General features: G+C 67.4%; 8 protein-coding genes. 2 read left to right on the forward strand and 6 right to left on the reverse strand.

Annotation, left to right across the window (positions count from 1 at the left end; translation table 11 throughout):
* The first annotated feature begins 77 nt into the window (after nucleotides 1–77).
* Entirely contained in the window at nucleotides 78–863 is a 786-nt protein-coding gene (locus tag IFT60_RS23915) for a uracil-DNA glycosylase family protein (protein WP_197986447.1), read from the forward strand.
* On the opposite strand, the gene IFT60_RS23920 is transcribed toward IFT60_RS23915, so the two are convergent.
* The 4 genes from IFT60_RS23920 to IFT60_RS23935 form a co-directional block, all read right to left on the reverse strand.
* Nucleotides 864–3,530, reverse strand: coding sequence for a hybrid sensor histidine kinase/response regulator (locus IFT60_RS23920; protein ID WP_229511144.1), 2,667 nt, complete (start codon nucleotides 3,528–3,530; stop codon nucleotides 864–866).
* A gap of 381 nt (nucleotides 3,531–3,911) precedes the next feature.
* Nucleotides 3,912–4,961, reverse strand: a complete 1,050-nt coding sequence (locus IFT60_RS23925; RefSeq protein ID WP_192056531.1) for an aldose epimerase family protein — start codon at nucleotides 4,959–4,961, stop codon at nucleotides 3,912–3,914.
* Between the two features lie 316 nt (nucleotides 4,962–5,277).
* Complete coding sequence (locus IFT60_RS26975) at nucleotides 5,278–6,960, reverse strand: methyl-accepting chemotaxis protein (protein WP_192056532.1); 1,683 nt, start codon at nucleotides 6,958–6,960, stop codon at nucleotides 5,278–5,280.
* Nucleotides 6,961–6,992: 32 nt separating this feature from the next.
* Entirely contained in the window at nucleotides 6,993–7,481 is a 489-nt protein-coding gene (locus IFT60_RS23935; protein WP_192056533.1) for a chemotaxis protein CheW, read from the reverse strand.
* Between the two features lie 264 nt (nucleotides 7,482–7,745).
* Here IFT60_RS23935 and IFT60_RS23940 point away from each other — a divergent pair, with 264 nt between their 5' ends.
* Nucleotides 7,746–9,611, forward strand: coding sequence for a sensor domain-containing diguanylate cyclase (locus tag IFT60_RS23940; protein WP_192056534.1), 1,866 nt, complete (start codon nucleotides 7,746–7,748; stop codon nucleotides 9,609–9,611).
* Between the two features lie 212 nt (nucleotides 9,612–9,823).
* On the opposite strand, the gene IFT60_RS23945 is transcribed toward IFT60_RS23940, so the two are convergent.
* Nucleotides 9,824–11,449, reverse strand: coding sequence for a M28 family peptidase (locus tag IFT60_RS23945; protein ID WP_192056535.1), 1,626 nt, complete (start codon nucleotides 11,447–11,449; stop codon nucleotides 9,824–9,826).
* Between the two features lie 65 nt (nucleotides 11,450–11,514).
* Complete coding sequence (locus IFT60_RS23950; protein WP_192056537.1) at nucleotides 11,515–12,906, reverse strand: HD-GYP domain-containing protein; 1,392 nt, start codon at nucleotides 12,904–12,906, stop codon at nucleotides 11,515–11,517.
* Nucleotides 12,907–13,179 lie beyond the last annotated feature (273 nt).

A 13,179-nucleotide genomic window follows, 5' to 3' on the forward strand; every position in this document is an offset into this window, starting at 1 on the left:
CTATAATTTTCTTTAATATAATTGTATTTGCTCAATTGTATTTACATTTGTCCACATCGATCGATTGGAACGCATACATGATCCCGGTCCTGTTTCCCGCCTATGCCGAGGCGATCCGCGCGCTCGACCTCGGGGCGATCGGTTCCGCCGCCGCCTTGCCAGAAGAATTCCTGCTGGCGCGCGAAGGACGGCTCAGCGTGCATTACATCCCGTTCGAACACGTCAACACGCAGGCGCGCGTGGTCGTGGTCGGCATCGCGCCGGGCTTTGTGCAGTGGAAGAATGCGATGGCCGAGGCCCAGCGCCGGATGGCGGCCGGCGCCCCGCAGGCCGAGGTGCTGCGCGCGGCGCGCCTGGCGGGCGCCTTCAGCGGCGCGATCCGGCCGAATTTCGTGGCCCTGCTCGACGCCATCGGCGTGCAGCGCTGGCTCGGCATTGCCAGCTGCGCCTCGCTGTTCGACGCCGACGCCCGCCTGGTGCAGATCAGCGCCATCCTGCGCCATCCGGTGTTCGTCGACGGCCGCAACTACAGCGGCACGCCGGGCATGGCGAAACTGCCTTTCCTGCGCGAGCAGGTGCTGCGCTACTTCGCGCACGAGGCGGCCCAGCTGCCGGACGCGCTGTATATCCCGATGGGCGGCAGTGTCGCCGAGGGCCTCGACTGGCTGGCGCGCGAAGGCGTGATCCGGCGCGACCGCATCCTGCATGGCCTGCCCCACCCGTCCGGCGCGAATGCCGAACGCGTCGCCTACTTCCTGGGCCGCAAGGAGCGTGCGACGCTGTCGTCGCGCACGAACGCGCGCCAGATCGACGCCGCCAGGGCGACCCTGCTGGCGCAGATGGCGGCGCTGACCGAGGGCTGATCAGCCGCTGGCGGCGGCCTGCAGGATGCGCACCAGCGCCGCGATATCGACCGGCTTGACCAGGTGGTGCGCGAACCCGGCCTCGCGCGCACGCGCGCGGTCGCGCTCCTGGCCGTAGCCGGTGGCGGCGACCAGGACCGCGTCGCGCGTCTCCGGCTGGCCGCGCAGCAGCGTGGCCAGCTGGTAGCCATCCATGTCCGGCAGGCCGATATCGATCACCATCGCATCTGGGGCTTCGCGCAGGGCACTGCGCAGCGCGCCGCGTCCCGAATATTCCACCATCACGGTGTGGCCTTGCGCCCTGAGCAGCATGCCCAGGCTGTCGGCGGCGTCGGTGTTGTCGTCGACGACGAGCACGCGCAGCGGGCGGAAGGCCTGGGCGCTGGGAGCGCCGGCATGGGCCGCAGTCGACACGGCGTCCGCGGCCGGCGCGCACGGCAGCGCGATCGTAAACACGCTGCCCAGCTCGACCCCGGCGCTGTCGGCGCCGACCTCCCCGCCGTGCAGCTCGACCAGTTTCTTCACCAGGGCCAGCCCCAGCCCGAGCCCGCCCTGCGAGCGCGCCAGCGTGCGGGCGCCCTGGGTGAACAGGTCGAACACGCTGGGTAGCAGGTCGGGCGGCATGCCCGAGCCGTTGTCGCGCACCTGCAGGCGCGCGCGCCCCGCGTGCAGCGCCAGCGAGACGCGGATGGTGCCGGCCGGCGGCGTGTACTTCGCCGCATTGTTGAGGATATTCGCCACCGCCTGGATCAGGCGCGTGGCGTCGCCGCGCACCTGCAGTGGGTACTGCGGCAGGTCGACCTCGACCCGGTGCGATTTCTCCTCGATCAGCGGCTGGGTCTGGTCGAGGGCGCTGCGCACCACTTCGCACAGGTCGACGTCGTCCACCTGCAGCGTCACCAGTCCGCGCGTCACGCGCGACACGTCGAGCAGATCGTCGATCAGGCGGCTCATGTGCTTGACCTGGCGCCCGATGATGGCGCTGGCCTGGCGCACGCGCGGCTCGTCGCGGAACTGGATGCCCAGCAGCGCCGCCGAGCTGCTGATCGGCGCCAGCGGATTGCGCAGCTCGTGCGCCAGCATCGCCAGGAACTCGTCCTTCATGCGCGACAGGCGTTCGGCCTCGACCCGCGCCGCGCGCTCGCTCTGCAGCAGCGCGTCGCGCTCGAGCGCCGACGTGCGCGCCGCCTCGTACAGGCGCGCGTTGTCCATGGCGACCGCCGCCTGGGCCGCCACCCCGGCGATGATGCGTTCGCTGCGCTCGCTGAACACGCCCGGCTCCGGATGGCCGAAGAACAGCCCGCCGAGCACGGCGCCCGAGCGCGCGACCACGGGCACGGCCAGGTAACTGCGCACCGGCCCGTGTTCAAGCGGCGCCGATGGGCCATCATGCGGGCCATAGCGCGGATCGCGCGTGATGTCGTCGCTGCGCACGATGCCTTCGTTATGGAAGGTCGGGCGGAAGAACGCCGACGGGTAGGCGCGGCCGAACTGCTCGAAGGCCTCACGCGGCGCGCCTGCCACCGTGTAGCGCAGCTGGCGCTCGCCGCGCTCGTCTTGGACATCGCAAACGAAGGCCCCGAAACGGGCGCCACTGAGCTGGGTGCCGGCGTCGGTGATCGCCTGCAGCAGCATGTCGCCGTCGAGCGTCGAGGCCAGCGCCTGGCCGGTGCGGTTGAGCACTTCGAGGATGCGCGTTTCGTCGCGCAGCGTTTCCTCGACACGGGCGCGGCGCACCGCCTCGCGCGTCTGGCGCGCCACATCCTCGGCCAGCGCCACCTCGCGCGCGCTCCAGTCGCGCGGCGCCACTTCGTGCAGGTAGAAGATGGCGGCCAGGCGCCCGGCCTCGATGATCGGCACCACGATCATCGCCCGTGCGCCGATGCTGGCATAGCCGGCCGCATACGGCGCCGCCAGCGGATCGGCGCCGACGTCGTCGATCTGCAGGGTCTGGCCGAGGCGCAGGCGCTCGATCAGCGCCGGCCCGAAGCTGGCGAGCGTGCGCGTCTCGCCGGCCAGGGTGGCAACCTTGCCATCGGTCCAGTCGCGCTCGACGGTGACCGTGAGGCCGGCCGGATCGATCTCGCCATAGCCGGCGCGTCCTGCCGCGAGATGCCGCCCGAGCAGCGCGCTGGCCGCTTCCATGACTTCCACCGGATCGAGCAGTTCGCGCAGGGTCGCACCGAGCCTGAGCTGGAAGCGGTGCTGCTGTTCGGCCAGCACGCGCGTGGTGGTATCGGTCAGCACGCACATCACGCCGGTGACCTGGCCGCCTTCGCGCAGCGGCGAGACCGACAAGGTGACGTAGCGGCGCGCTGCCTGCCCGCCCTGCGCGACATCGAGCGCCAGGTCTTCGACCAGCGCCGCCTCGCCCGCCAGCCCGGCGTCGAGCACCGGCAGCACGCCGGCCCAGGCATCGCGGAATGCCTGCGCCAGCGGCTGGCCGAGGGCGCCCGGATGGCGCTCGCCCAGCAGGGCGATGCAGGCGTCGTTGTAGACCAGGCGCCGTTCGGCGCCCCAGGCAGCGAACATCGGAAAGCGCGCGCCGAGCATCAGGTCGACAGCGACGCGCATGCTGTCCGGCCACGGCTTGCCGTGCCAGTCCATCGCTACGCGCAACAACGCGCGCACGCCGACGTGGTCGGCGTCCAGGGGAGATGCGCGCATCGCTCGGTTCATTCGGGGGCCGTGCTCTCGCGGCAGTCGAGATTCTACCGATTATAGTCGCCGAATCGGTACCGAAAAAGCACTTGGTGCGCTTGCGTGTAAGGTCATGCAGCCCGAATAAAACCCATGCCGCGCGCATGAAAAACGTGGCGGGAAACGATTTATTTACCTGTAGGGTGGGCGGCTCCACCCTTTCTGTTTGTGGACCGGCAGCTTGTGTGTCGCCCACGCGTTCAACCAGCAGCTGATACGTCGCGAAGTTTCAGAGTGTAGTTGGACGCGTGGGCGGCATCCAGGCAGCGGTCCGGACATGCACCCGGGTGTAGCCGACCGGTGAAACCGTCATCGAGGCCACTGGCCTCGATGACCCCTACAGCCGGCTCAGTCCTCGACCGAGAACCGGAAACGCGACTCGGTCGCGTACGTCTCGCCCGGACGCAGGATCGTGTTCGGAAAGGCCGGCTGGTTGGGCGAATCGGGGAAGTGCTGCGGCTCCAGGCAAAAGCCGCTGCGGTGCGCGTAGGTCTGGCCCTTGCCTGCGAGCGAACCGTCGAGGAAGTTACCGCTGTAGAACTGCACGCCCGGCTCTTGCGTGAACAGTTCGAGCACGCGTCCGGAACCCGGATCGCGCACGCGCGCCGCAAGGGTAAGCGCACCTGGCGCCGGCTTGTTCAGGACGAAGCAATGGTCGTAGCCGCCGCCATGGCGCAGCTGTTCGTCCGCCTCGCCGATGCGCGCGCCGATCGGCGCCGGCGTACGAAAATCGAACGGCGTGCCGGCGACCGGCGCCAGGCCGCCCGTCGGGATGGAATCAAGGTCGATCGGGACAAACTTGTCCGCATCGATCGTCAACGCATGGCCGAGGATGTCGCCGCCGCCGGACAAATTGAAATAGCTGTGCTGGGTCAGGTTGACCGGCGTGGCGCGGTCGGTCACGGCCGCGAAGCGCACCACGATTTCATTGTCGTCGGTGAGCGCGTAGCGCACGGTGGCGTCGAGCGTGCCCGGGTAGCCCTGCTCGCCATCGGCGCTGCGGTATTCCAGCACCAGTTCGGTCCCTTCGATGCGCGAACGCCACAGCACGCGGTCGAAACCGGGCACGCCGCCATGCAGGTGGTTCTTGCCGTTATTGACGGGCAGCGTGTACGCCTGGCCGTCGAGCGTGAAGCGGCCGACGGCGATGCGGTTGCCGTAGCGGCCGATCAGCGCGCCGAAATACGGGCTGTCGCCCCGGTAGGGATCGAGCGTATCGAAACCGAGCGCCACGTCCGCCAGCACGCCGTCGCGGTCGGGCACGTGAATCTCGGTGATGATGCCGCCGAAGTCGAGGATGCGCACGCGCATGCCGGACGTGTTGGTGAGCGTGAAGACGGTGACCTGGGTACCGTCGGGCAGTGTGGCGAAGGGGGCTTGCTGGATGGCGGATGGCACGTTGTCGCGTCCTCTGGTTGGATGACGCGATGCTAGCACGAGGGCGGACCTGACCGCGCGGGCTTGGGGATGCGCGCGGCGTTTCGATGTGCATGTGCGGTACCTGAGCGCGCAGCCTTGGGGGTTCGTAGGGTGGGCTCAGCCCACGCGGTACGGCGCATGCATGTCGAAACGCGAGACAAAGCCGATATGCATATGCAAAGGGTTATTCGCAGGCGCCACGGTGTGCATAGGTTCGACCGCGTGGGCTCGAGAGCCTTGCGCGGCCCGGCCCACCCTACAGTGCGCTACCGCCGCAGGCAAGGACCGTGCGCGATCAGAAGGCTTCCCACTCGGCTTCGGGCGCAGCATGTTTCAGCGGCTTGCGTGGAGCAGCCGCCTTCGGCGCGGCCAGCACGACGCGCGGCGTTGCCGGCGCAGCCGGTGCAGCCGGTACAGCAGCAACAGCCGCATCGCCCTCTACCTGGAACACACTGACCGCGCGCGTCAGGTTGGCCGCCTGCTCCTGCATCGACGCCGATGCCGCCGCCGCTTCCTCGACCAGGGCCGCGTTCTGCTGGGTCACCTGGTCCATCTGCGTGATGGCCTGGTTGATCTGCTCGATGCCGGCCGTCTGCCCGGCGCTGGCGGCGCTGATCTCGCTCATGATGTCGGTCACGCGGCGCACGCTCTCGACGATTTCCTGCATCGTCGCGCCGGCTTCGCCGACCAGCTTGCTGCCGGCCTGCACGGCGTCGGTCGAGTCGCCGATCAGGCCCTTGATTTCTTTCGCCGCCGCGGCCGAACGCTGGGCCAGGTTGCGCACCTCGGAGGCGACGACCGCGAAGCCGCGGCCCTGCTCGCCGGCGCGCGCCGCTTCGACCGCCGCGTTCAGCGCCAGGATGTTGGTCTGGAAAGCGATGCCGTCGATGACGCCGATGATGTCGGCGATCTTGCCGGCCGAGCCGTTGATCCGGTCCATGGTTCCGACCACGTCGCCAATCACGCGCCCGCCGCGCTCGGCCACTTGCGAGGCCGCTTCGGCCAGGGTGTTGGCCTGGCGCGCATTGTCGGCGTTCTGCTTCACGGTCGAGGTCAGTTCTTCCATCGAGGATGCGGTTTCCTCGAGCGAGCCAGCCTGCTGCTCGGTACGGCTTGACAGGTCCAGGCTGCCGGCCGCCACCTGGCTCGATGCGCTGGCGATGGTCTCGGTGCCGCTGCGTACCGTCACGACGGTGCGCACCAGGTTTTCGTTCATGGTTTTCAGGGCCTGCAGCAACTGGCCGGTTTCGTCGGTCGTGCTAACCTCGATGCGGCTGGTGAGGTCGCCGGCGGCGACCGTGTTGGCCACGTCCAGTGCGCGCGCCATTGGACGCGTGATCGAACGCGTGTTCCACCAGGCGATCAGGCCGGCCAGCGCCAGCGAGATCAGCGCCAGCACGATCATCAAGAGCCGGGTCGATTCGAAGGCTCCCTGTGCATCCGCGGCGGTCTTGGCGGCGACGCCGATCTGCATGTCCAGCAGGGCATTGACGGCCTGCTTGAGTTCCGCGAGGGCGGGACGCAGCACCGCCTGCAGGTAACGGCGCATTTCCGCCTCGTCGCCGGCATGGATGCGCGCGATCAGTTCTTCCTGGCCCTTGAGGTAGGCGGCGTTGGCCACCGTCATGCGCTCGACCAGCGCCTGCCCCGCCGGCGAGAGCACGCTCTGGCGCAGCTTGTCCAGGTTATCCTGGGCCGCCTTGCGCGAGGCGGCGATCTCGGCCAGCTGCTTTTCGCGGTCGGCCGGATCGGCGGACAGGATCATGTTGCGCAGCGCGATGGCGATATCGTTCACTTCCGACAGCGTGCTGTTGGTGGCGAGGATGTTCGGCACGCGGCGCGCGACCAGGTCGGCGGTGCCGTCGTTGACCTTGCCGAGCATGGTGATGCTGAAGGTCTGGATGGCGACCAGGATCAGGCACAGGGCGCCGAAGCCGAGGGCCAGGCGCTGGGCGATTTTCAGGTTTGCGAGTTTCATTGAATGTGTCGAAATAAGGAGGAAGGAGCGCGTCAGGCCGCCAGCGGCAACGCGGCGCTGCTGACCAGGCCCATGTCGGGCGCGGTCATCAGGCGCTCGATGTCGAGCAGGATCAGCATGCGGTCGCCGACCGTACCCAGGCCATGCAGGCATTCGGCGTCGATGCCGCCGCCGAGATGCGGCGCCGGGCGCACCTGTTCCCGGCTCAAGGTAACCACGTCGGAAACGCCGTCGACCACCATACCGATCACGTGCTGGCCAATGTTCAGGATGATCACGACGGTGAAGCTGTCGTAGGCGGCGCTGCCGAGCTTGAAACTCAGGCGCATGTCGACGATCGGGACGATCTGACCGCGCAGGTTGATCACGCCTTTCAAAAAAGCGGGCGCGTTGGCGATGCGGGTGACGGCTTCATAGCCGCGGATTTCCTGCACCTTCAGGATGCTGATGCCGTACTCTTCCGAGCCGAGGCGGAACGACAGGACTTCGATGTCGCCGGTGTGGGTTGTTTGATCGGTCACGATGACTCCAGAATCGGCATAAATTGCCGCACGGAAATCATATTACGTTCTTCATCCGCCGAACTCGATGCTCGACTGTAAATTACTTCAAAATAAATGTGAAATACGTTAGATCTTCGACACAAACACGACACAATTAGCGGCTTGCTAATAAGCACGATTACACCCGAAGAAGCCGGTCCGTCCGCGCCGATCTGCTACAGTCACGAGTATATTTTTAACACGCATGGTGCATCGCACCGCCCGTACTTGAACCAGGAACCCATGCCCGCAGCCAGCACGCCACCCGATGAAACCGAACGCCTGCAGATGCTCAGGTCGCTCGACCTGCTCGACACCGAGGAAGAGGAAGTCTTCGACCGCGTGACGCGCCTGGTGAGCCGCCTGTTGAACGTCCCGATCGCCCTGTTCTCGCTGGTCGACGACAACCGCCAGTGGTTCAAGTCGCGCATCGGCCTGGAGGCACGCGAAACACCGCGCGAACAGGCCTTTTGTGGCCATGCCCTGCTGCAGGACCGGCCGCTGGTGGTGCCGGATGCCAGCAACGACGCACGCTTCGCCGACAATCCCCTGGTCACCGGCGCGCCCAACATCCGCTTCTACGCCGGCGTGCCGATCCGCACCAGCGGCGGGCTGGCGATCGGCACCCTGTGCGCGATCGACGCCCAGGCGCGCGTGCTCACCGCCGACGAGCTGTGCATCATGATCGACCTGGCCGACATCGTGCAGAAGGAAGTCCAATACCGCGAGCGGCTGGCCGTCGCCGGCCGTCACGCGCTGCGCTCGGAAGCGGTGCTGAGCGCCAGTGAAGCCCGTTTTCGCTCGATCTTCGACCTGGCCAGCATCGGCATCGCGCTGGTGGGCCCGAGCGGCGGCTGGATCAGCGTGAACGATTCGCTGTGCCGGACGATCGGCTACAGCCCGGAAGAATTGCAGCGGCTGACCTTCCAGGACGTGACCCATCCGGACGACCTCGACCTCGACCTCGACCTGCTGCGCAAGTTACGTGCCGGGGAGCTCGACCAGTACCAGCTGGAGAAGCGCTACATCCGCAAGGACGGCGGCGTCGTCTGGGTCAACCTGAACGTCAGCAAAAAGCTCAATGAGCGCGGGGAGATCGAATACTTCATCTCGGTGATCAAGGACATCAGCGCGCAGAAGGACGCCGAACGCGCGCTCAACGCCCTGCACGCCGACCTCGAGGCGCGCGTTGCCGAGCGCACGCGCGAACTGCACGAGCGCGGGCTGGAACTGCGCAGCGTGATCGAGAACGCCAACGACGCCTACATCGGCCTGGACGAGGCCGGGGCCGTCACCGTCTGGAACCGCGCGGCCGAACAGACCTTCGGCTACAGCGCGCTGGAAGCGGTCGGCCGTCCACTCGAAACCCTGATCATCCCGGCCGCACTGGGCGGCGCCCACCGCGACGGCATGCTGCGCTACCTGACGAGCGGGAATTCGGAAGTACTCGGCAAGCGCATCGAAGTGCCGGCGGTGCGCAAGGACGGCTCGGCGCTGACCGTGGAACTGCGCATGAACGTCCTCGATCTGCATGGCCGCAAGACCTTCTCGGCCTTCCTGCACGATATCTCGGAACGCAAGCAGGACGAGGCGCGGCGCGAATACGAGAGCCGCCACGACATGCTGACCGGCCTGCTGAACCGGCGCGCCCTGCTGGAAACCCTGCCGATCGCCCAGCTGCGCGCGGCGCGCAACGGCAAGAGCATGGCCCTGCTGTTCATCGACCTGGACGGCTTCAAGGCCGTCAACGACGACTTCGGCCACGACGCCGGCGACACCGTGCTGCGCGCGGTGGCCGCACGCCTGCAGGAAGTGGTGCGCAAGACCGACAGCGTGTTCCGCCTGGCCGGCGACGAGTTCACGGTGCTGCTCGAATCGATGAGCGACACTTATGGCGACGCGCGCCAGGTGGCGCACAAGATCATCGCCGAGCTGGGCCATCCGGTCGCCATCGACGGCGCCGCCGCGCAGGTGGGCGCGAGCATCGGCGTGGCCGTGTTCACGCCCGGCGCCAGCGCCGGTCCGGAAGACCTGATCAAGGAAGCGGACCGGCAGATGTACGAGGCCAAGCGCGCGGGTAAAGGGACGGTGTTTCCGCAGCCGGAATAGGCTGCATTACGGGATCGTAGGGTGGACTCCGTCCACGCGGTACCACGCATGCACATCGAAACGCTGCGCGCAGCCGATACGCTTGCGTAAGCGCGATTTGCAAACGCTGCGGTACGCAACGGTTCGGACCGCGTGGGCGGAGCCCACCCTACAAAATCTGCACATGCCGCACCGCGAGGGTGGAGCGGTTCGCCGTTCGCCCACCCAAAAACTCACCGCTTCACACGCCCGAACGCATCGCCTTCCTTCCAGCGCGGCATGCCCGGCGCATTCGCCACCGCATACCCCAGGTTCAGCGTGAACTGGGTCTGCTGCACCATGCCCGACAAGTCCCAGTTCGCGTGGTATTCGTCCGTCACCTGGTGGTAGTCGCCCTTGAAGCCGACCATGGTGGCGCTCGCATGCGACTGGTCGTGCTCGAAGGTGAAGTGGCCGTCGCCCGAGAACACGGCCGAGCCGACGTTAAAGGCCGGCACGCCCGCCTTGGCGAAGTTGAAGTGGTCGGCGCGGAAGTAGGCGCCGGACAGGTCGGGGATGGTCGGCGCGAGCTTCAAGCCCATCTTCCGGGCCACCGTCGCCGCCGTGCCATACAGGCTGCTGCGCTCGGCGCCGGGCACGCCGATGTCTTTGGTTTTGCCGACGAAATTCAGGCTGTCCAGGTTCAGGTTGGCCGCCGTCTTCGCCAGCGGCACCACCGGGTTCGCGACATACGCCGCGCTGCCCAGCAGGCCCTGCTCTTCGGCCGCCGGCCACAGGAAGACCTGGGTGCGCCGCGCCGGCTTTTTCACCGCTTCGGCCGCCATCGCCAGCAGCGCGGCGCTGCCGGTGGCGTTGTCGACCGCGCCGTTGAAGATGCGGTCGCGCCCTTCCGGGATGTTCTGGTCGATGCCGAAATGGTCCCAGTGCGCCGAATACACGACCGCCTGCTCTTTCAGTGTTGGATCGGTACCCGGCACGATGCCGACCACGTTGAAATCCTCGACCTGGCGGATCGCCGACTTCAGTTCCACGTGGGCGCCCGTCTTGAGGTCGACCGGCTTGAAGTCGCGCCGCTCGGCCTGGGCGCGCAGCGCGTCGAGATCGAAGCCGGCGGCCGCGAACAGTTCGCGCGCCGTGTCTTCGTGCAGCCAGCCTTCGATGCGGTTGCCGGCGCCGGCCAGGTGGAAGCGCTCGTGCGAAAAGCTGTTGGCCGGCACGCCCCAGGCATACGAGCTTGACGCCGTGGTGTGGATCAGCAGCGCGCCGGCCGCGCCGCGGCGCACCGCTTCCTCGAATTTATACAGCCAGCGGCCATACCAGGTGTAGGCCTTGCCGGCAAAGCGGTCGGGCTCCTCGCTCGTCGGTTGCGGGTCGTTGACCATCATGACGAGGATCTTGCCTTTCACGTCGACGCCCTTGTAGTCGTCCCATTTTTCCTCGGGCGCCGAGACGCCGTAGCCGAGGAAGACCAGCGGCGCGTCGAATGCCAGGCTGGCCTGGCCGCTGCCCGTGCCGAAGACGATTCCCTCGCCGTTCTTCGGCGTGATGCGCTTGCCGCCGGCAGTGAAGACGACGGCGCTGCCGGGCAGCAGGCGCGTGCCTTCGATGGCGACCTTCTGGCGATAGCCGCCGCCCGGCATGGGCTGCAGGCCGATGGCGGCAGCCTGGGTTTCGAGGTAGCGCACCGTCAGCGCGCCGCCGCGCTGGCCGGTGCCGCGGCCTTCGAGCAGGTCGTCGGCGAGAAAGGACAAATGGGCGCGCAGGGCCGCCTCGGAGACGGCGGGCGCCTGCTGGGCCAGGGCGGGATTGGTGACGTGGAAGGCGGCGCAGGCCGCAAGGGTGGCGAAGCGTAGGCGCATCGGGTCGGGTCCTGTAGGGATGATCCCGACATCCTACCCCAACCGTGGCCGCTAGCGCCCCGTGTTCAAGCCGGGCTAAGCTCCGCTTCCATCAGGCCGGCGCGCAGCACCGCGCGCCGCAGCGCCGCGAAGCAGCGCGGATCGAGCGCCGTGCCGACCGTCTTTTCCATCATCTCCAGCGCCTGCGGCACCGGAATGGCGCCGCGGTAGGGGCGCTCGGCGGTGATGGCGTCGAAAATGTCGGCGGTGGTGATGATGCGCGTCTCGAGGTCGATCTGGTCGCCGGCGAGGCCGCGCGGATAGCCGCCGCCGTCGAGGCGCTCGTGGTGGGCGCCGGCGATGCGCGCCAGTTCGGCAAAGGCGTCGATGCGCGACAGGATCGACTCGGTGTACTCGGCATGCTTGCGTACTGCGGCCCATTCGTCGCGGTCGAGCGCGCCGGCCTTGTCGAGCACGCGGTTGCTGACGCCGAGCTTGCCGACGTCGTGCAGCATGGCGCCGCGCCGCAGCCAGCGCCGCCGAGCAGCGTCCACGCCGAGCTCCTCGGCGATCATGTCGGTGTACAGCGACACGCGCGCGCTATGCCCGCTCGTATAGGGGCTTTTCGAATCGACCACCTGGCCGAAGGCGATGGCGATGTCGTCGAGATAGTCGTCGTCGAGGGGAATCGTGTGTTCGCGCGGCTCCATCGCGAACACGATCTTGTCCATGTCCGGCGCCGACAAAGTGTTCCAGAAGGCGTCGGACTTGGCCACGCGTTCGAACGCGCCCACCAGGCGCGGATCGAACCAGCTGCCGGATCGCGCGCGCACTTCCGCCAACGCCGCCGCGCGTCCCTCGGCCGTGTGGAAGACGTCGACCACCTGCGCCAGCAGCGCAATGCGCGCATATACCGGAATGGCTTCGCCCGCCAGCCCGGCCGGACTGCCCTTGCCGTTGAAATGCTCGTCGAGGCTGTAGATGCCGGCGGCGACACGCTCGGGAAAGCGCAGCAGGCGCGCGATCTCGGCGCCGCGCTGGCAGCGGGTGGCGATGAATTCGTTGCCGAGTTCGCGGCCGTCGCGAATCATGGTGAGCACGGTACGAAACCGCTCGGCCAGTCCGGCCTTCATGCCGGCGTGCTTGAACACGAAACCCAGCAGTTGCGGCACGCTGTCGCCGGTCGTCTTGTAGTCGTGCTTGAAGAGGCGGTCGTCGGTCATGTACAACTCGCAAATGCGCGCCGCGTTGCTGCTGCAGCCGACGTCTTTCAGCAGCAGCGTGTAATACAGCTCCCACAGCTGTTCGCTGCTCATGCCTGCCTCGCGGCCGATGTTCATGCCGATCCAGCAGCTACGCACGCAGTGGCCGGCGGGCTGGCCTTCGGTCAGGTCGAGCGCATAGCTGAGCGATCCGATCAGTTCGGAGAGCTTGAGCGCAGCGACCGGCGCCGTGGCTGTGGCAGGAAAACGGTCCATGGCAAACATATTGCGTTGCAGAAACAAATAATTTTACGCGGAAATGCGTAGCCGTGTGTCCGGACTACGTGAACGGCAAGCTTCGCGAGCTGAATTGTGGCGTTCTGTCGTCAGCTTGCCACGGGTGTGGCCAGTTCGCTCGTGTATGAATGCGAGCGCCGCGCAACAAGTCGGGCGACCGGCGCGACGGCGCCCTGGCACGGCAGAGGTGAGAGCCCTCCCCGCTACTTGCAGAACTGCCGGGTGACAGGTGGCCGTCCCGGCAGGATTGGC

It is taken from the genome of Massilia sp. CFBP 13721 (assembly GCF_014842025.1).
In the GTDB taxonomy this organism is placed as follows: domain Bacteria; phylum Pseudomonadota; class Gammaproteobacteria; order Burkholderiales; family Burkholderiaceae_D; genus Telluria.

Excerpts from the sequence above, each read along its gene's own strand:
- IFT60_RS23915 (WP_197986447.1), top strand. The coding sequence starts at position 78 with ATGATCCCGGTCCTGTTTCCCGCCTATGCCGAGGCGATCCGCGCGCTC.
- IFT60_RS23920 (WP_229511144.1), bottom strand. The coding sequence starts at position 3,530 with ATGCGCGCATCTCCCCTGGACGCCGACCACGTCGGCGTGCGCGCGTTG.
- IFT60_RS26975 (WP_192056532.1), bottom strand. The coding sequence starts at position 6,960 with ATGAAACTCGCAAACCTGAAAATCGCCCAGCGCCTGGCCCTCGGCTTC.
- IFT60_RS23940 (WP_192056534.1), top strand. The coding sequence starts at position 7,746 with ATGCCCGCAGCCAGCACGCCACCCGATGAAACCGAACGCCTGCAGATG.
- IFT60_RS23945 (WP_192056535.1), bottom strand. The coding sequence starts at position 11,449 with ATGCGCCTACGCTTCGCCACCCTTGCGGCCTGCGCCGCCTTCCACGTC.
- IFT60_RS23950 (WP_192056537.1), bottom strand. The coding sequence starts at position 12,906 with ATGGACCGTTTTCCTGCCACAGCCACGGCGCCGGTCGCTGCGCTCAAG.